This is a genomic window from Chryseobacterium jejuense, from assembly GCF_017877355.1.
Lineage (GTDB): Bacteria > Bacteroidota > Bacteroidia > Flavobacteriales > Weeksellaceae > Chryseobacterium > Chryseobacterium jejuense_A.
This window is the reverse complement of the sequence record NZ_JAGIPR010000002.1, coordinates 648,443-668,295: the sequence shown is the minus strand read 5'-3', so window position 1 is coordinate 668,295 and position 19,853 is coordinate 648,443. Positions and strand designations below refer to the sequence as shown.

The 19,853-nt window shown below is 36.4% G+C and carries 18 protein-coding genes; 10 read left to right on the top strand and 8 right to left on the bottom strand.

Features of this window, described 5'->3' with window-relative positions; genetic code table 11:
• The 5 genes from J2772_RS06755 to acs all read left to right on the top strand — a co-directional run bounded on the left by J2772_RS06755 (nucleotide 1) and on the right by acs (nucleotide 7,238).
• A complete protein-coding gene (locus J2772_RS06755) occupies nucleotides 1–195 on the top strand; it encodes a hypothetical protein (protein ID WP_209914780.1) in 195 nt (64 codons plus the stop codon).
• Complete coding sequence (locus J2772_RS06750; protein WP_209915067.1) at nucleotides 188–2,890, top strand: ATP-binding protein; 2,703 nt, start codon at nucleotides 188–190, stop codon at nucleotides 2,888–2,890. The genes J2772_RS06755 and J2772_RS06750 overlap by 8 nt, the downstream gene beginning before the upstream one ends.
• A 9-nt stretch (nucleotides 2,891–2,899) precedes the next feature.
• Nucleotides 2,900–3,259: a response regulator transcription factor gene (locus J2772_RS06745; protein WP_045495369.1), complete on the top strand. Its 360-nt coding sequence runs from the start codon at nucleotides 2,900–2,902 to the stop codon at nucleotides 3,257–3,259.
• A gap of 73 nt (nucleotides 3,260–3,332) precedes the next feature.
• Entirely contained in the window at nucleotides 3,333–5,219 is a 1,887-nt protein-coding gene (locus J2772_RS06740; RefSeq protein WP_209914777.1) for an AMP-binding protein, read from the top strand.
• Between the two features lie 90 nt (nucleotides 5,220–5,309).
• On the top strand, nucleotides 5,310–7,238 hold the full coding sequence (acs, locus tag J2772_RS06735; protein ID WP_317194491.1) for an acetate--CoA ligase: 1,929 nt from the start codon (nucleotides 5,310–5,312) through the stop codon (nucleotides 7,236–7,238).
• A gap of 75 nt (nucleotides 7,239–7,313) precedes the next feature.
• On the opposite strand, the gene J2772_RS06730 is transcribed toward acs, so the two are convergent.
• On the bottom strand, nucleotides 7,314–8,201 hold the full coding sequence (locus J2772_RS06730; protein WP_209914772.1) for an aminoglycoside phosphotransferase family protein: 888 nt from the start codon (nucleotides 8,199–8,201) through the stop codon (nucleotides 7,314–7,316).
• A 242-nt stretch (nucleotides 8,202–8,443) separates the two neighbouring features.
• Between J2772_RS06730 and J2772_RS06725 the strand changes: the two genes are divergently transcribed.
• The 3 genes from J2772_RS06725 to nhaA all read left to right on the top strand — a co-directional run bounded on the left by J2772_RS06725 (nucleotide 8,444) and on the right by nhaA (nucleotide 12,310).
• Nucleotides 8,444–8,809 (top strand): hypothetical protein, encoded by a 366-nt coding sequence (locus J2772_RS06725; RefSeq protein WP_209914768.1) that lies wholly within the window; start codon nucleotides 8,444–8,446, stop codon nucleotides 8,807–8,809.
• A 109-nt stretch (nucleotides 8,810–8,918) separates the two neighbouring features.
• Nucleotides 8,919–11,129, top strand: coding sequence for a RelA/SpoT family protein (locus tag J2772_RS06720; protein ID WP_209914765.1), 2,211 nt, complete (start codon nucleotides 8,919–8,921; stop codon nucleotides 11,127–11,129).
• Nucleotides 11,130–11,131: 2 nt separating this feature from the next.
• Nucleotides 11,132–12,310, top strand: a complete 1,179-nt coding sequence (nhaA, locus tag J2772_RS06715) for a Na+/H+ antiporter NhaA (protein ID WP_209914762.1) — start codon at nucleotides 11,132–11,134, stop codon at nucleotides 12,308–12,310.
• Here the strand turns inward: nhaA and J2772_RS06710 are convergent.
• Nucleotides 12,307–13,320 carry a YihY/virulence factor BrkB family protein gene (locus J2772_RS06710; protein WP_209914759.1) on the bottom strand — a complete coding sequence of 338 codons (1,014 nt, stop codon included), beginning with the start codon at nucleotides 13,318–13,320 and terminating at the stop codon, nucleotides 12,307–12,309. The genes nhaA and J2772_RS06710 overlap by 4 nt on opposite strands.
• 367 nt (nucleotides 13,321–13,687) lie before the next feature.
• Between J2772_RS06710 and J2772_RS06705 the strand changes: the two genes are divergently transcribed.
• Nucleotides 13,688–14,161: a 23S rRNA (pseudouridine(1915)-N(3))-methyltransferase RlmH gene (locus J2772_RS06705; RefSeq protein WP_209914756.1), complete on the top strand. Its 474-nt coding sequence runs from the start codon at nucleotides 13,688–13,690 to the stop codon at nucleotides 14,159–14,161.
• A gap of 33 nt (nucleotides 14,162–14,194) precedes the next feature.
• Here the strand turns inward: J2772_RS06705 and J2772_RS06700 are convergent, their stop codons facing one another.
• The 4 genes from J2772_RS06700 to J2772_RS06685 all read right to left on the bottom strand — a co-directional run bounded on the left by J2772_RS06700 (nucleotide 14,195) and on the right by J2772_RS06685 (nucleotide 16,496).
• Complete coding sequence (locus J2772_RS06700) at nucleotides 14,195–14,650, bottom strand: tRNA (cytidine(34)-2'-O)-methyltransferase (RefSeq protein ID WP_209914753.1); 456 nt, start codon at nucleotides 14,648–14,650, stop codon at nucleotides 14,195–14,197.
• A gap of 128 nt (nucleotides 14,651–14,778) precedes the next feature.
• Nucleotides 14,779–15,591 (bottom strand): tetratricopeptide repeat protein, encoded by an 813-nt coding sequence (locus tag J2772_RS06695; RefSeq protein WP_209914750.1) that lies wholly within the window; start codon nucleotides 15,589–15,591, stop codon nucleotides 14,779–14,781.
• On the bottom strand, nucleotides 15,588–16,154 hold the full coding sequence (locus tag J2772_RS06690) for a phosphatase PAP2 family protein (RefSeq protein ID WP_209914746.1): 567 nt from the start codon (nucleotides 16,152–16,154) through the stop codon (nucleotides 15,588–15,590). Before J2772_RS06690 ends, J2772_RS06695 begins: the two co-directional genes overlap by 4 nt.
• Nucleotides 16,155–16,157: 3 nt before the next feature.
• Entirely contained in the window at nucleotides 16,158–16,496 is a 339-nt protein-coding gene (locus tag J2772_RS06685) for a twin-arginine translocase TatA/TatE family subunit (protein WP_123908190.1), read from the bottom strand.
• Nucleotides 16,497–16,864: 368 nt separating this feature from the next.
• Between J2772_RS06685 and J2772_RS06680 the strand changes: the two genes are divergently transcribed.
• Nucleotides 16,865–17,809: a hypothetical protein gene (locus J2772_RS06680; RefSeq protein WP_209914744.1), complete on the top strand. Its 945-nt coding sequence runs from the start codon at nucleotides 16,865–16,867 to the stop codon at nucleotides 17,807–17,809.
• 96 nt (nucleotides 17,810–17,905) lie between these two features.
• Here J2772_RS06680 and J2772_RS06675 read toward each other — a convergent pair whose 3' ends face one another.
• Together J2772_RS06675 and arsB are read right to left on the bottom strand one after the other, a co-directional pair.
• A complete protein-coding gene (locus J2772_RS06675) occupies nucleotides 17,906–18,700 on the bottom strand; it encodes an arylamine N-acetyltransferase family protein (RefSeq protein ID WP_209914741.1) in 795 nt (264 codons plus the stop codon).
• Between the two features lie 123 nt (nucleotides 18,701–18,823).
• Nucleotides 18,824–19,852, bottom strand: coding sequence for an ACR3 family arsenite efflux transporter (gene arsB, locus J2772_RS06670; protein ID WP_209914739.1), 1,029 nt, complete (start codon nucleotides 19,850–19,852; stop codon nucleotides 18,824–18,826).
• Between the last annotated feature and the right edge of the window lies 1 nt (nucleotide 19,853).

The following is a 19,853-nucleotide window of genomic DNA, read 5'->3' as shown; positions in this document are numbered from 1 at the left end:
ATGAAAAAGAGACATGAACAAAAACTGATTATCCTGAGCATCGGAATGATGATTGCTTTCAGTATTCCTATTTCTCTTCTTTTCAACAGTGAGAAAGAGGTTCTGGGCTATCCCATGATTCTGATTTACCTGTTCATTATATGGATGATCTCCATTGTCATTTCTTTTGTAATTGTAAAAAGGTATGATGAGTAGTTTCGCATTATTTTTTGTGGTTCTGTTCTATCTTGCTCTTTTGTTCTTAGTTGCTTATCTGGCGGAAAAGAAAAGAAGTAAGTTCTGGATCAACAATCCCTACATTTATGCATTGTCACTGGCGGTGTATTGTACAGCATGGACTTACTACGGAAGCATTGGTGTAGCGGCTACAGGCGGGTTAAATTATTTACCGATTTATATTGGCCCTGCTATGATTATTCCTGCATGGATTTATATCAACACCAGAATTGTAAGAATTGCCAGGGTTAATAAAATAAGCAGCCTTGCAGATTTTATCTCATTGCGATATGGAAACAGCAGAAGCATGGGCGCCATTATCACTGTAGTTTGTCTTCTGGCAATTGTTCCTTATATCGGATTGCAAATCAAGGCAATATCTGAAACTTTTCATTTGGTAACCGAAACTCCTATGTCCAAGAATATCCTAACCGATAACGCGACATTTGTTGTTATTTTAATTGCTTTATTTTCTTCCTATTATGGAACGAGATATGTAGATGCTTCGGAAAAACGACTGGGAATTATTTCTGCCATTGCTTTGGAGAGCTTTTTAAAGCTTTTTTTCATCATTATTCTTGGGCTTTTTGTGATCTATTATGTTTTTGACGGATTCAATGACATTTACCAGAAAGCGAGCCGTTTTGAAGATTTTAAACAAAAAAACACCTTCAACGGTATTGAAGGCGCGATGAACTGGATGGTTTTATGTATGATCTCAGCTACAGCTATCTGCATATTGCCCAGACAGTTTCACACAGCGATTGTTGAGAACAGACAGGAAAAACACATCAGAACAGCCATCTGGTTTTTCCCGCTTTATTTACTGATCTTCACCATATTTATTTTTCCTATTGCATGGGGCGGAAGATTAATTTTTGATGGTGAAAAAGTAAATCCGGAGTTCTATTCTATTCTAATTCCACAACATTTTGACAATACTTTAATCACCGTTTTGGTTTTTCTTGGTGGATTAAGTTCATGTATTTCCATGATTATTATTTCGGCAATTACTTTATCTATCATGCTTTCCAACAACCTTATTATTCCTTATGGTTTGCTTGGAAAACTGAAGTCTGAAAATGAAGTACAAAACACAAGAAGTATCACTAACATCAGAAAATTCAGCATTTTTGCCCTGATTATTATGGCCTTTGTTTTTTATAAATATTTCATTTTAAAAACATCGCTGGATTCTGTAGGTTTAATATCTTTTGTTATTATTGCACAGCTTGCTCCTGCCTTTTTCGGAGCTATATTTTGGAGAAGAGGAAGCTATAAAGGCGCTGTGATTGGACTTGCAGCCGGATTAGCCATCTGTTATTTCGGATTAATCATTCCACAGTATTATTTCTCCTACAACCAGGAATTCAAAGGAGTTTTAAGAGATATGTACAATTCTTTCACCTTCTTCACGATTCCTTATCTGGCGAGGATACCACAGATCTTTTTCTGGTCAATTCTAGTGAATACAGGTTTGTTTACCATTATTTCAGTGAGCACTAAGGGGAATTACCGTGAAAGAAACTTTGCTGAGCTGTATGTAGACATTGATAAATACATTCAAAACCATGAAAATGCTTTTATCTGGAGAGGAACTGCCTATATTTCAGACATTCAGAATATTCTGGAACGGTTTTTAGGTAAAAATAAAACCGAACAGGCCTTAAGAATTTTCAATTTAAAATATAATATTGATTCTAAAACAGAGACGGCCGATTCAAGATTCATCAAGTTCTCGGAAAACCTTCTGGCCGGAAGAATCGGAACTGCTTCAGCTAAGATTTTGATTGAAGGGGTAACTAAAGAGGATAAAATCTCTCTGAAGGAAGTTTTAAATATCCTTGAAGAATCTAAGGAAAACATCACCTTAAACAAAAAGCTAACGGAACAGTCTGAAGAATTACAGAAACTTTCTGATGATCTCAGAAATGCTAATGAAAACCTGATCGTTAAAGACCGTCAAAAAGATGACTTCCTCGATTCTGTTGCTCATGAACTAAGAACTCCCATCACCGCAATCCGTTCTGCAGGGGAAATTTTAGCTGACGACGATGACATTCCCTTTGAGATCAAACAGGAGTTTTTAAATAATATTATCACAGAATCTGACCGACTAAGTGAAATCATCAACGATATTCTTTACCTTGATAAGCTTCAGCATGGTGAAATCTTATTAAGCATCCAACAAAACAACATTCTTGAAACCTATAAAAAAGCATTAAAGCCTCTCCTCCATCTGATACAACAGAAAAACATCCATTTAAGTGAAGTCAATCTCCTGAATCGGGTTATATTTGAATATGATGAAGCCAGAATGATCCAGCTTCTTCAGAATATATGGGGAAATGCCTTAAAATTTACAGATGAACAGGGAACGATACAGACTAAACTGTTTGAAAAGGAAAATCAATTGGTGATTACCATTTTCAATACAGGGAAACACATTCCTGAAGAAGATCTGGAAATGATCTTTGACAAGTTTTATCAATCCAAAAATCAGAATATTTTAAAACCTATAGGAAGCGGACTTGGACTAGCCATTTCAAAAAAAATAATACAAGCCCACAGCGGAAGTATAAAAGCTGAAAACAGCGGTCTCGGAGTAACCTTTACCATCAGCCTTCCCGACAGAATAATAAACGAGATTAAAAATGAAGTTGAACACCTTTAAAAAGCCTTTATGAAAAAGATAATCATTGCGGATGACGAACACAAAATATTAATGTCACTGGAATACAGTTTTAAAAAGAACGGTTACGATGTCTACATTGCCCGTGATGGAACAGAGGTTCTGGAGTTTTTAAAAACAATGGTTCCGGATGTGATCCTACTCGATATCATGATGCCTAATCTTGATGGATACAGCACATTAGACCTGATCAAACAGGACGAAAATCTAAAAAATACAAAAGTCATTTTTCTGAGTGCGAAGAACAACCCGAGAGATATTGAAAAAGGTCTTGAAATGGGAGCTGACGCGTACGTAACAAAGCCTTATTCTATTAAGAAACTGATGCAGCAGATTGAAGAGATGTTTTAGAGAAAAATGATCCTTGTCAAGGTTTAAAACCTAGACAAGGATAACAAAAAACACCAAACACAAGACTATTGATATGAATACAAATATTTTATTTAAACAAAGCATAGAAGACAAAGAAAAATTCTGGAAAGAACAGGCCGATGCAATACAATGGTTTGAGTTCCCTCAACAGATCCTTTCAAAAGATACCAACAACTATCCACAGTGGTTTGCCGATGGAAAACTGAATATGTGCTATGTATGTATTGACAAACATATTGAAGATGGTTTTGGAGATCAGAATGCCATTGTTTATGATTCTCCGGTAACAGGTCAGAAGAAAATATACACCTTCAATCAGGCTAAGGAAGAAATATCAAAATTAGCAGGCGGGCTAGCATCTTTAGGACTAAAAAAGGGAGATACTGCTGTTATTTATATGCCTATGATCCCACAAACACTTTTTACCATGCTTGCTTGTGCAAGGATTGGAGTGATCCATAATGTTGTTTTCGGAGGTTTTGCTCCTCATGAGCTTGTGGTAAGGATTGATGACTGCAAACCTAAAGCTTTAATTACAGCTACTGCAGGTGTGGAAATCGCCAAAAGAATCCCTTACCTTCCATTGGTAGAAAAAGCCATTGAACTGGCACAGGATAAAGTAGACAACATCATCGTTTACAACCGGAAATTAGTAGATAATCAAAATGAAATGTTTGACGGACTTATTGATTATGAAGAGCTGGTTCAAAAATCAGCACCCATCGATTGTATTCCTGTAGAATCCACTCACCCGCTCTATCTGCTTTACACCTCCGGAACAACAGGAAAACCCAAGGGAATTGTTCGTGATACCGGCGGTTATGCCACAGCATTGAAATTCTCCATGAAATACATATATGGTGTTGAACCCGGCGAAACCTATTGGGCTGCATCCGATTTTGGATGGGCCGTTGGACACAGTTATTCTGTTTATGGACCACTCATTAATAGAAATACAACAATCGTCTTCGAAGGAAAGCCTATTATGACACCTGACGCAGGAACTTTCTGGAGAATCATCTCAGAATATAAGGTTTCGGTTATGTTTACAGCTCCCACAGCCATCAGAGCCATTAAAAAAGAAGATCCGAATGGTGAACTGGTTAAAAAATATGATCTGTCAAACTTCAAAAAGCAATTCCTTGCCGGTGAACGATGTGATGTAGCTACCTTAGACTGGTTTGCAGAACATATTGGAGTTCCCGCTATTGATCACTGGTGGCAGACAGAATCTGGATGGCCAATGCTTGGGTTATTGACTTTTGATGAAAACTACCAGATCAAAAGAGCTTCTGCCGGAAAACCTATTCCGGGATACGACATCAAAATTTTTGATGAAAATGGGCTGGAGCTCGATCCACACCATGAAGGTTACTTAGTCATAAAGCTTCCTCTTCCGCCAGGAGCCATGCTGGGAATCTGGAAGGATTACAACCGCTTTGAAAACAGTTATTTATCACAATACAAAGGATATTATTTTTCCGGTGACGGAGCCATACAGGATGAAGATGGTTATATTTTTATCACAGGAAGAGTGGATGATGTCATCAACGTAGCAGGTCACCGACTTTCCACATCAGAAATGGAAGAGATTGTTTCTTCACATCCTGATGTTGCAGAATGTGCTGTGGTGGGAATTGATGATGATTTAAAAGGTCAGGTTCCTTTTGCAACCGTTGTTTTAAAAAATGGGTCTGCTATTACCGAGGAGGAAATTGAAAAAAATATTATCCAAATGGTTCGCGAAAAGATCGGCGCTGTAGCTTTTCTGAAAAAAGTAATGGTTGTCAAACGCTTACCTAAAACAAGATCGGGAAAGATCTTAAGAAAGCTCATCAGAACATTATTGGATGGAAAAGATTTTCAGATTCCATCTACGATTGATGATGAAAAAATCATTGAAGAAATCCAGCAAAAGATCAGTGAATATGGGGTCTAAACGAAAAATTAAACATATATTTAAATATCATTTTGATTTAAATTACGACCAAAACCTAAAGTCAAAAAACAAATTATCAATACAATTCAAATTTCAAAAAACGAAAGGGATATGAGAAATTACTTAATAGAAGATTTACCACAATATTTTGAAGATTATAAAAAGTCTATCAAAAATCCGAAGAAATTCTGGGACAAGGTAGCCGATCAGAACTTTGTATGGTATCAGAGATGGAGCAAGGTTGTTAAGTACGATATGAATGAAGCTAAAATCGAGTGGTTCAAAAACGCCAAGCTTAATATTACCAAAAACTGTCTGGACAGACATCTTTCCATAAGAGGAGACAAAACAGCTATTATCTGGGAACCAAACGATCCTAAGGAGGAAGCTCTGCATATTTCCTACAACGAATTATACGCCCGTGTCAATAAAACAGCCAATGTTTTAAGAGATATGGGAATTGAAAAAGGAGACAGAGTATGTATTTATCTTCCGATGATTCCGGAACTTGCTGTTACCATGCTCGCATGTGCTAAACTGGGAGCAGTTCATTCCGTTATTTTTGCCGGATTCTCTGCTTCTGCGGTATCTTCAAGAGTGAATGACTGTGAAGCCAAAATGGTGATTACAGCCGATGGAAGTTACAGAGGAAGTAAAGTTCTGGATCTGAAAAGCATTATTGATGAAGCACTGGAAAAGACTCCAACTGTTGAAAAGGTTCTGGTAGTTAAGAGAACCCACAACGAAATCAAAATGAAAGAAGGCAGAGACTACTGGCTGGCTGATCTGTACGAAAAGGCTTCTCCTGATTTTGTAACCGTTATTATGGATTCTGAAGATCCGCTTTTCATTCTTTATACTTCCGGTTCTACAGGAAAACCAAAGGGAATGCTTCATACCTGTGCCGGATACATGGTTTACACCGCCTATACCTTCAAAAACGTATTTAATTATAAGGAAAATGATATTTATTGGTGTACAGCTGATATTGGCTGGATTACCGGTCACTCCTACATTCTTTACGGTCCACTGTTGAATGGTGCCACTACAGTCATTTTCGAAGGAGTTCCTACCTATCCTGAGCCGGATCGCTTCTGGGAAGTTATTGAAAAGCATAAAATTACTCAATTCTATACTGCTCCTACTGCTATCCGTTCTTTAGCTAAAGAAAGCACAGAATGGGTAGACAAGCACGACCTGAGCTCTTTGAAAGTGATTGGATCTGTAGGAGAACCTATTAATGATGAAGCATGGCACTGGTTTAACGATCATGTTGGTAAGAAAAAATGCCCTATTGTTGATACCTGGTGGCAAACTGAAACTGGAGGAATTATGATTTCGCCACTTCCTTTTGTTACTCCTACCAAGCCTACTTATGCAACTCTTCCTCTACCGGGAATTCAGCCTGTTCTGATGGATGATAAGCGCAATGAAATCACAGGGAATCAGGTAACCGGAAACTTATGTATCCGTTTTCCATGGCCGGGAATTGCAAGAACCATCTGGGGTGACCACCAAAGATATAAAGAAACTTACTTTACCGCTTTCCCTGGAAAATATTTCACCGGAGACGGCGCTCTTAGAGACGAAGTGGGTTACTACAGAATTACAGGACGTGTAGATGACGTTATCATCGTGTCCGGGCATAATCTGGGAACGGCACCTATTGAAGACAGTATCAACCAGCATCCCGCTGTTGCTGAATCTGCCATTGTAGGCTATCCTCATGACATTAAGGGAAATGCTTTATATGGCTATGTAACGCTTAAAGAAACGGGGGAAAGCCGTGATAAGGAAAATCTGAAGAAGGAAATCAATCAACTGATTTCCGATCAGATCGGGCCTATTGCCAAACTGGATAAGATACAGTTCGTTTCAGGGCTTCCGAAAACACGTTCCGGTAAGATTATGCGTAGAATCCTTAGAAAAATTGCCGAGGGAGACTTTAGCAACTTCGGAGACACCAGCACATTACTGAACCCGGAAATTGTAGATGAAATCAAGAATGAAAGGATTTAATTCAATTTAAAATATATAACAAAAGCCTTGAGAACCCAAACTCTTCCCAAGGCTTTTATTTTTTATCAAAAAAAATCATTTATCATTCAATATATTAGCAATCATACGTTCTGCCAATGAAGCCATAAAAGGATTTGAATATTTATAATAAGGTAACATAATCAATGCTATGGAAAGTGCCCATCCTTTTCCACGCTTCCAGGTATCTTCATCAATATACTGCAAATAATTCCGGAATACCTGTCGTGAAGAATGATTAAATAAGCTCCACGCAATAATTAAATCACATGCCGGATCTCCAATTCCAAGGTCAGAAAAATCAATGATAGCAGTAAGACGGTTATCCCGGATTAAAATATTTCCCGGTAAAAGATCTCCATGCACCCATAAAGGATCCTGATTCCATTGAGGAGTTTCCAGCAACTGATTCCATAATTCAGTAACAGCCCGGACATCAATCTCAGCCTTTAATTCTGCGATGGCTTTTCTTGTGTCTACATCCTGCGCCTGTAAAGGAACACCTCTTCTGGACCAAGGACCGCCAGATAATTTTATTGTATGTAAGCTATTTAAAAAATCCGCCAGATCTTCCGCCAATACGTTGTATTCATTTTCCTTTTCAAAATCCGGATTATCCCCTTCATTCCATGTTGCAATGGTCCAGGACCATGGATAATTTTCATCTGCTTCGCCTTTAAATACAGGTTCTCCAAGAGAAACATCAACCAATTTACTGAGCAAAGGGATCCATTTAAATTCTTTTTCAATAGTATCATTCACAGTTCCCTCTACCCATTCAATTCTGGGAAGACGAATAATAAATTCTTTACCCAGGCGATACAGGGTATGCACAGTTCCGTTTGAAGAAACACGGCTTAATGGTAATTTTGCCCAACGAGAACACTGCTTATCCAGCAGGGACTGAACAAGATTTTCACTTATTTCCAGTTCATTTATATGCATTTTCTTATGATTTTGATAATGGTTTCAAAATAATAGTATTGCTAAAAGCAGAGTATTGAATGAAAGTTAATGAAAATTATTTTGCTGACATCTCTAATTCAAACGTATGTTCAATAGATGTTTTCAAATACTTTAACATTACATTATAGATAAAATATTAATAGATAAATTTTATTGCATTTACATTAAAAAAATAAGAAAATTTTCAGTAACTTTAATAACAACTTTAAAACCCATTAATTATGTCAAATATATTAGCTGGGCTATTTGAGCACCATAGCGATTACAAAAAGCTTGAGAGTGATCTGGAAAATTCAGGAATTCCTATTTCCGATTACATTGTATACCTTAACAGTGAAGCGAGTAACGCCCAATACCTGGTAAGTGTGGCGGTAAAGGACAATGGCCAGGTGGATAGTGCCCGGAGCATTTTTTCACAAAATGCTGTTATTAAAACTTATTTATTCGAAAATATGAGCATTGAGCAGGCCAATTACGATACAATTAAAAAGTACATTGATGCCAGAAACAAAGCCGAAATCCACAACAGCCCTGATATTAAAATCAAGACCGCAAGTGACGGCATGAATTCAGAGGTGAAATTCTAATCAACATAAAACTAAATAACCGGAAATCCGTAGTGCGTGCTACGGATTTTTTATGTTTGAAAAAAGTAAAAATTTTCGTATTTTCGTTTAAATATAGGCATCTGCACAAATGAGTTACGATTTAGAACAAGAGAACAAAGAGATCCTTGCAAGGTATAAGGATCTGATTTCTAACACATACAGAACACTGGATGAGGAAAATAACAAGCTTATCCGGAAAGCATTCGATATTGCATTGGATGCTCATAAAGACCAAAGGAGAAAATCCGGGGAGCCTTACATCTACCACCCTATCGCTGTAGCCAAAATTGTAGCTACAGAGATCGGTTTGGGAGCTACCTCTATTGCCTGTGCATTGCTGCATGATGTAATTGAAGATTCCGACTACACCTATGAGGATCTGAAAAAGATCTTTGGTGAGAAAATCGCCAGTATCGTGAATGGATTAACCAAAATATCCATTATGAACCATCAGAATATCTCTGTACAGTCGGAAAACTACAGAAAACTGTTGCTCACCCTGTCTGAAGATTTCAGGGTTATTCTGATTAAAATTGCAGACCGTCTTCACAATATGCGGACCCTGGAGAGCATGGCTCCGGACAAGCAGAAAAAAATTGCTTCAGAAACAGTTTATATCTATGCTCCGATGGCACACCGTCTTGGATTGTATAATATCAAATCCGAGCTGGAAGATCTTTCTTTAAAATACAATAATCCTGAGGTATACAATGAAATCACGGAGAAATTAGAATTGGCCAAGGAAAGCCGTGAAAGGTACATTGAAGAATTCAAAAAAGAAGCTTCTGAAAGACTTAGTGAAGAAGGTTTAAACTTTAAAATCAAAGGCCGTGCAAAGGCTATTTCTTCTATTTACAGAAAAATGCTGAAACAGGGGGTTCCCTTTGAAGAAGTTTTCGACAACTATGCCATCAGAATCATTTATAAATCGGATGCTAAAAACGAAAAATTTCTGGCATGGAAGATTTATTCCATCGTTACGGATGTTTATCACAGTAACCCATCAAGAATGCGCGACTGGATCACTCAACCCCGCTCTACAGGATATGAAAGTTTGCACCTGACAGTTTTAGGCCCTGATAGAAAATGGATTGAGGTACAGATCCGTTCCGAACGTATGGATGAAATTGCTGAAAAAGGGGTTGCAGCACATTACAAATACAAAGAAGGCTATAAACAAAGCTCAGATGACCGTAATTTTGAAAAATGGGTTACGGAAATCCGTGAAGTGCTTGAACAGCAGCAAAACCTTTCTACTTCCGAGCTTCTGGATAATATTAAACTGAATCTTTATTCAAAAGAAGTATTTGTATTTACTCCAAAAGGAGAAATCAAGATCCTGCCAACCAATGCAACGGCACTGGATTTTGCATTTTCTGTTCACTCGGATCTGGGTATGAAGTGTTTGGGTGCTAAAATTAATGGCAAGTTGGTTCCTATTTCCTACGTTCTTCAAAATGGAGATCAGATAGATATTCTTTCTTCTCAGAATCAGAAGCCTAAATCGGACTGGCTGGAATTTGTAGTAACTTCAAAAGCTAAATCCAAGATTAAAAGTTATCTGAATTCCCAGAAAAATCAGCTGGTAGAAGAAGGAAAAGAAACTTTACAGAGAAAACTTCGTCATGCAAAAATCAACTTTAATGATGAAGAAATCAATAAATTACAGAAGTTCTTTAATTTAAAATCATCACAGGAACTATTCCTTAAATTCCAGACCAATGAACTGGATGCAAGTAGTTTAAGGAAATATATTGAAAGTAAAAACGTATTCAACAACTTACTTTCCAGATTCAGGAAATCTCCATCCAAAAACACTCATTACGAGGAGCCGAAAGAACAAAACCTTGACATGATTGTCTTTGGAAAAGATGAGGAAAAACTGAATTATAGCTATGCAAAATGCTGTACCGTAATTCCGGGAGACAAAATCTTCGGATTCATTACCATTTCCGATGGAATTAAAGTACACAGTGACAACTGTCCGAATGCTATTAACCTTAGAGCACAATATGATTATCGTGTTATTCCAGCTAAATGGGTTAATGAAGAAAGCTTCAAGAACAGAGTAAAAATCGAGATTGAAGGCCTTGACAGAATGGGTATGATTAATGATATTACTACGGTCATCAGCGGAAGCATGGGAATGGATATGAAGAGCCTGTCTATTGAATCCAACAACGGCGTCTTCACCGGAAACATCAATCTTGAAGTCAAGAATAAGGGGCAATTGGAGGAAACCTTCAAGAAGCTCAAGAATATTAATGGAGTCTCGAGAGTGAGACGACTACAATCTTAAACATGAATTTATCACTTTATTTTAAAAAATTTTTCAACAACAGTCAAGCCTCAGGAATCATTCTTATTTTCTGCGTGCTTATTTCATTACTTATTGCCAACTCTTCTCTTGCCGGAAGCTTTCAGAGCTTTTTAGACAAGGAAGTAGGCACTCACCTGTTTGATCTGAACTATCCTGTCAGCATCTGGATCAATGATGGCCTGATGGCAGTGTTCTTCCTTCTGGTAGGATTGGAGATAAAAAGAGAGCTTGTAGAAGGCGAACTTTCTTCTTTCAAGAATGCATCATTACCTATTTTTGCAGCAGTAGGCGGAATGGTTGTACCTGCAGTTATTTACAGTATTTTCAACTCCGGGACAGAATACAGCAATGGCTGGGGAATTCCGATGGCTACTGATATTGCTTTTTCTTTGGCTATTATTTCAATGTTGGGAAAGAAAATCCCTAATTCAATCAAGATATTCCTTGCAGCATTAGCCATTGTAGATGATCTGGGAGCTATTCTTGTAATCGCTATCTTTTATACAGACCAGATCCATTGGAGCTATCTTCTACTCTCTTTTGGAGTAACAGCTCTATTATTTATCTTCAACTTTTTAAAAGTTACCAAAACGATATTTTATATTATTCCTGGATTATTTTTATGGTATTTCCTACATCACTCCGGAATTCATGCCACCATAGCAGGGGTTTTACTGGCATTTTCAATCCCAACCAATGCTTCAAATGTAGAAATTTCACCATTGGAAAAACTGGAACATCAGCTTCATGTTCCGGTAAGTTTTTTAATCATGCCTATTTTTGCTTTAACCAATACCAATATTACTTTTTCAAGTGAAATGTTAGCAGGCGTTACGAGTACATTAGGATTAGGAATTATCTGCGGATTGATTCTTGGAAAGCTGATCGGAATTAACTTATTCTCTTTGATTGCCATCAAATTAAAACTTAGTTCTTTACCTCAAAACAGTAATTGGGCTCAGATGATTGGTGTAGGTCTTTTGGCAGGAATCGGATTCACGATGTCCATTTTTATTGCCTTATTATCATTTAAAGGAGAAATTGTGATTCAGGATGAAGCTAAATTTGCGATTCTGATTGCCTCTTTTATTGCAGCCATTCTAGGGTTTACGATCTTAAGTCTAAGTTCTAAAGAAAATATGGAACCGGAGGAAGATTAATTCTTCTTCTGGTCTTCCAGCTTTCTTTGGTGTTCTTCATCATTTTCAAAATCCGGTTCTGTAATCGGAGCATGATAGTAAACTGTTTCCTTTTGAATCTCATCAGACAGCAACTTCTCTATTCTCAGCTTTCTGATCGCCATATTCAACTCATTCCCGAAAAGCAAAAGATAGACATTCACATTCACCCAAACCATCAGCAGAATCATACTTCCAATGGATCCGTAAAGAACGTTATATCGGGCAATATCTTTCACATAGATCGCAAAAATATAGGTGGTAAGCACAAATAAGACGGTTGTAAGAATCGCTCCCGGAACAGCCTGTCTGAATCTTGTAATTTTCACAGTTCCCAACCAGTAAAACAGGGTTAAAAGGATAAAATAAAACAATGGGAAAGAGACAAATCCGATGATACTGGAAAGGTTATCTACCAGCCAGCTTACATCATAAGCAGGTGTGAAAAGCTTCATTACAACCTCTACATAATAGACTCCAAAAAGCGTTAAAAACACAATGGTAATAAAACCTATTGTAATAAAGAATGAAAGAATAAATTCTTTTACATCGCTGAGTTTCTCTTCTGCATTCTCATTAAATCCGTTAATCAGGGAAAAAGTACCATTTGTGGCAAAAATGAGTGCCAATACAATGGTCAGATTACTGATTCCTTTCATATTGGGGATGATATTGGTTTCAATATAACCTCTCACATCGCCTTCCATATTGGATGGGAAAACATTATGCATCAACACATCAAAAATATAGAACTGAAGCTTGTCATAATGTGGCATATAAGGCAAGACCGAAAGTAAAAACAGAATAAAAGGGAATAAACTTATGGTAAAGCTCCAGGAAATAGCAGCAGCTTTTCGCCCTATCTTTCCTTTAAAAATCCCGGAGATATAAATCTGAAACATCTGCCAAAGCGATATTCCCAAAACAGGAATATGGATGTTATCAAAAAACGCCTGAACTTTCAGGATAAATCTGGGAACTTTTACACTCATCTATTGCTGCAATTTCGTGATTAGTCAAAAGATCAAATATCAAACCCAAATGATGAGTTTTAAAGATATTTTCTCTATCTCTTACAAATATAAACATTTTCCCTCTCCTGCTCCACCATGCAAATTATAGAGAATGGAGACTTATTGACATTCACCATAAAAATCATGATCATTTCCTTTTTATAGTTATGGCCTTTTTCAAATTAACTGCAGACTATTAAAATAATTAAAAATGTATTCAGACTGTTAACTGCTAAGCTTTAAATTATCATAAATATCTACAGTAATCGCTACAATGATTTGAAACGTTTATCACCCAGCTCCAACCGGTAAAAATCACTATCTTTGCCGCCTGAAACTTCTTACAATGCGAATCAGCTTACTTTGTATCGGCAAAACGGATGATAAGGAAATAACATCCCTGATTAATTATTACCTTAACCGCCTTCCCAAGCACTGGAATTTTGAAATTACTGAGATTCCTGATGTTAAAAATGCCAAAAACCTGTCACCGGATCTTCTTAAAAAAGAGGAAGCCAAGCTTTTTCTTAATCATATTGATAAAAATGATCTGGTTGTTATTCTTGACGAAAAAGGGAAACAGTTTACCAGCCGTGAATTTTCTCATAAAATTGATACATGGATGAATTCTTCTGTAAAAAAAGTACATATCCTGATTGGCGGTGCTTATGGTTTTTCAGAAGATATCTATAGCAGAGCTAATGAAAAAATGTCATTATCTAAAATGACTTTTACCCATCAGATGATCCGCCTTTTTATTGTGGAACAGCTTTACCGTGCAGATCAGATTCTTCAGGGAAAGCCTTATCATAATGATTAAAAGTCACTTATTTCTTAACCTGTAAATAATAGTCTATCCTTTTAAACCGATCTGTCTTTTGGCTTCTCCTACTACAAAAGCTACAGAATTGGCAATATTAAAGCTTCGGATCAGCTTAGACATTGGAATGGTTAGATGGTATTCAAATTGGTTCAAGATCTCTTCACTCAGCCCAACACTTTCCTTTCCGAAAACAAGCCAGTCTCCATCCTGAAAATCATTTTCCAGATATGATTTCTCTGCATGAGAACTCATTAAGAATACACGTGACGGATCCGGAATACTTTTTATCCATTCCTCTACATTGGCATATTCAGTAACATCAAGATGAACCCAATAATCCAATCCGGACCGCTTCAGGTTTTTATCATTAATTACAAATCCGAAGGGATGAACTAAGTGCAGTTTACATTCTGTTCCCACACATAAGCGCCCGATATTTCCTGTATTATTGGGGATTTCGGGTTCTACAAGAACGACATTTAACATGTTATTTTTTATATGAACAAAAACAGCTGAAGATAGATGTATAGCTATATTCAACTGTTTTCTATTAATTAATATTATTTTTCACGGTAAAACAATCCTATTGGCAGGTATTGTAGTGATGAGATATCTTATTTTTTAACGCATTTAGCATAATATTCAGCTAATATGGCTTTTTCATAACCTAAACTAACAGCTCTGTCGAGATTTTCACAAGCTTCTTTTGGCTTTGCCGTATTAAATAAGATCAATGCTTTTGTTACAAATGCCTGGGCAAATTTCGGATCAATAGAAATCGCTTTATTAACGTCTGCAAGTGCATCTTTATTTCTTTTCATTTTCAGATAAACATCTGCCCTTCCACTATACAGCAATGATTCAGGTTTTTCGGCAATGAGTTTGTTGTAATCTTTCAATGCATCTTCCAGTTCGCCATTATTTTTTTTCAGATTGGCTAAACCGGTTTGGGCAAAAATATAATCCGGAGCAAAAGTCAGGATATGATTAAGGTCTGCTTTAGCCAAATCTTTTTTATCCTGGGCTTCATAGATCTTGGAACGGGTAAGGTATAAATCAGGACTTTTGTCATCTACTTTAAGTCCGCTTTCAATATACTCCAATGCCTTTTTCTTATCCCCTTTCTGGCTGTATAATGAAGAAAGATTTTCATATACAGAGACAGACATCGGATTGGTTTTTAAAGCCATATCATACGATTTAAAAGCAAGATTGGTTTTTCCTAATCTTCTTTGCGCTGTTCCGAGATAATTATAATATTCTGATTGAATTTTTCGGATCTGCTCCTTCTCTGACAGTTTGGAATACTGTTCTTCAGCACATTTATAATCTGCTTTTTTAAAACATTCTTCAGCCATTTTTTTATCCTGGGAAAAGACGTTTAAGGAGAAGCTAAGGGAAGCTAAAACTAATAAATATTTTTTCATGAAGTTATATTTTGTTTGTTGATTACTTTTCTCGCGAGTGCACCAAATATCACTCCCAATAAAGATCCAACAAACGCCCCCACCAAAATATCAATTGGAAAATGCACTCCTAAATATATTCGGCTGTAGGAAACCACTATAGCCCAAACAAATATAGCATAAGGAAACCATTTAAGTTTATTTTTAAGCAAAATACTTAAAAATGCAGCTAAAAAGAATGTATTGGACGCATGTGCAGAATAAAATCCATACTGTCCCCCACATTTCACAATTCTCATATAATGTTCCAAACTGGAATCATGACATGGTCTTAGCCTTGCCACTCCATATTTGAACACACTTGCAAGCTGGTCTGAAACCGTTGCTCCAAGTGCTAAAAATATAAGAATAAAAACTAAAGATTTTAGTTTGTAGTTTTTGTATAAAAAATAAAGGAATATACTATAAAGCGGTACCCAGATCCATGTGCTGGATATCAGCATCCAAAACTGGTCAAAGGCCGGGTCGCCCAAATTATTAAGGTATAGAAATACCTGCTTATCTTCCTGAATAATTTCCTCCATACATTATCTGCTTACAGGCCCTTCATAGGTTTCGTCATCGGCAGGCTTGGGTTTTGGAGGTTCCTGAGTAGTAGAAGCAGGCTCTGTAAGAACATCTTTTTCAATGTCCTTCATCGGGTTGAAATCTTTGGCAGCATCTTTTACTTTCTCAATTTCACGTTTAATTTCAGAAACAGGGTTGTCTGTTTCCTTCATGATCTCAGTTTTGATATCTTCCACTGCACCACGCATTTTTCTAACACCTGCACCCAAGTCACGTGCAATTTGAGGCAGTTTATCCGGACCGAATAATACAACGATTGCTATTGCAATCAATGCCATTTCTCCAATGCTTAATTCCATGCTGTAAAATTACAAAAGATTATACATTTATTTGCCGTAAACTAAAAATTTAAACAAATTTTAAGATTTTGAATGGGAAGCAGGTTTAAAGTTCAAGGTTCATCGTTCAAAGTTTATTTCATGAAGTGCCTGATTGCTCGTTTTGAATTTAAAGTTCAATACTTAGATTTTTTCAATAATCTCAAATCTCAGTTCTAAATTCCATTCTACTTTTCTATCGTCTATTATCTCTCCAACCCCTGTTCTTTTTTCAAATCCTTTCTCTCGAACAACAATTACTTTCAAATTAACAAATAATTAATTCAAAATATTGAGAATTACACAAGGTTTAAGTATATTTACTATGCACAACCTAAATTAAATATATTATGAAAAAATTAGTTACTGTCTTTAAATTGATGGCCGTTTTATCGGTATTATCACTTAGCAGCTGTAGTGATGAGAACAATGAAATCACCAAACAGGAAACTGCTCAGACAAAAATTACCACTGCTGATCTGCAAAGAGAAACCACTTCTATTTCACAAGCTGTTCCCAGTACTGTACAGGCTCAGTTAGATGAATCACAAAAAAGCCTTGAAAAATATCTGAAAAGTGATATACAAATGGCTGGTGTGAAGGTGATAGGACAAATTTCGACTCAAAAAGGAATTGAAATTTCAAAAAACCTTATTTCTGACAAGGATCAATTTATTGCTGTAGGAAATCTTATGGATCTTTCAACTGTAAAATTGGGAAGAATTGGTGATCTCTATGTAGGTGATGATCTTAACATTGCCCAAACCGGATTAAAAGAAATGGTGACTGAAGAAATAAAAACAGGAACCAACGTTATGGAAGTAATCTGGAGCAACAAAAATGGGAAATTCACCAGTCTTTGCTTCTATAATGATTCAGGAATTATCTGGGATAATGTTCTTGGAGGATTAATCATGATGGATACAAGAGGAACCGTAGAAAATTCAAATACAGCAGCTGCAAAAGTAGTCTCCAAATGGTATAAAGAATGGTGGACTGCCAAATGGCTTTGGGGATCTAAAAGAGGTGAAATGGGCTATCAGATTACCATCTACTATACTGGTTCATCTGTATCCAACACAGATGTTAACGACTGGTCCAACATCAGCTTAGGAAAAGCAAAAAGTGAAAGTAAGGTTACTAAGAAAACAGGTGCTTACGGACAATGTCAGTATGCATTGGGACTTTGTACTCCAACAGGATCTTTAAGCTTTAATGCCAGCAAATTCTCTGTATCGTTCTCAGGATTGGGCAGTAATATGGTAAGCAATGGATACAAATCATTATATCCTTAGTTTCATAGAATATAAAATTTTTAAAATGATAAAGGGGAAGTCTGTTAGCAGCTTCCCTTTATTTATATAATTATAATCAATAATGAAAGTTTGTTTTTATATTTTCTGTTTCAGAAGTTCTATGGCATTTTCATTAAGCCCAAATACATCCTTCAGCATTTCAGCCAGTTGGACTTCACTTTCAATAGAAACCGATTCTTTCCCCCCAGCCTTTTTTCTGATATTTAATGTATGATCACTAAACGTGTACCTCGCAAGTGGATCAACCTTAGAAAAAACCAGGTTTTTTCTGAAATTAGATTCCGGGTGAGTGGACAGATACCAATTACAAATCTCAAGATCAAGAGGTTCTACATGCTCCAGCTCAAAACGATAAACGGGCAGCCACTTTTCCTTCCAGATCCAGAGTGTATAGGTTCCGTTTTTATGCAAAATTTTAAATTGTTCATTAGGAGTTTCCTGTGGTTCCTGTTCATTCAGGAGTAAAGGACCGGTCAATGTAGCGATTCCAAAACCACAGTCTACAAGATATTTTTGGCTCTCCCATTCTACAATCAGCAACAGATGTGTTTTAGCAGCACTGCTGTTTTCATCTTTTCTCCACAATACTCTACCCAACTGCAATTGTACCTTAAACCCAAGATATGTCAGTACTTCGCTCAAAAGCAGGTTCTGCTCATAGCAATATCCACCTCTGGATTCAACCACCAACTTCTGAAAAATAGACTCTAAATCCAGTGACGGAACTATTCCTGTATAGGAATCTATATTTTCAAAAGGTATATACTGAGGATGTAGCTGATGGATTCTTTTTAAAACCTCCATATTCGCTCCCAAATCGCCGGAATAATGAATTCTTTTAAGGTATTTGTCTAATTTTAAATCATCCATGATTTTAACTTTAACTATTTACATTAGCAAATGTCTGAGAAAATTTCTTAGAAATTCACATCATTATTATTAATAGAGTAAATCAATCATTTTCTGATATTGGGAAAAGTACATCTATTTTTACTAATAATATTTCTTTTTTAACCATAAACTTATCTTTACAAGTAATATCAAAACGGGAACTTCTACCAATGGCCCGATCACTCCAACAAATGCCTGTGGAGAATGAATCCCGAACACCGCAATAGACACCGCAATAGCTAATTCAAAATTATTACCTGTTGCTGTAAAGGCTATGGAAGCATTTTTATCATAAGGAACATTGAATGATTTGTTGATAAAAAAACTCACAAAAAACATCAGAACAAAGTATACTATTAATGGTACAGCTACTTTTAAAACATCTAATGGCAGCTCTAGGATCTTATCTCCTTTCAGACTGAACATTACTACAATTGTAAATAAAAGAGCATACAGAGTGAGTGGAGAAATTTTAGGAACAAATTTCCTGTTATACCATTCCAGACCTTTTAATTTGATTAATAAATAACGGCTTAAGAAACCTGCTATAAAAGGAATACCCAGATATATAAAAACACTTTCCGTAACCTCTCCCATGGATACCGTTACATTAAAATTAGCCAGGCCTAATTTTTTAGGTAGAATATTGATAAAAAACCAAACCATAAAACTATAACTAAGCACTTGAAATATGCTATTCAAAGCAACTAATAATGCTCCATATTCACGATTACCTTTTGCTAAATCGTTCCACACGAGTACCATTGCAATACACCTTGCCAAGCCAATGAGAATTAAACCAATCATATAATCTGGTTCATTTCTAAGGAAAACAACAGCCAATACAAACATTAATACCGGACCTATTACCCAATTTAATAATAAGGAAATTCCTATAGCTTTTTTATCTGTAAAAACTTTTGGTAATAGAGCATAATCAACTTTTGCTAATGGTGGATACATCATGACTATTAAACCCATTGCCAGCGGAATATTTGTAGTTCCAACGGACAAAGAATTGGTTATATTTGACATGCCCGGAAAGAAATAGCCTAAACCTATCCCTAAAAACATTGCTAAAAATATCCAAAGTGTAAGGAATCTATCCAGAAATTTTAATTTTGGCTGCATA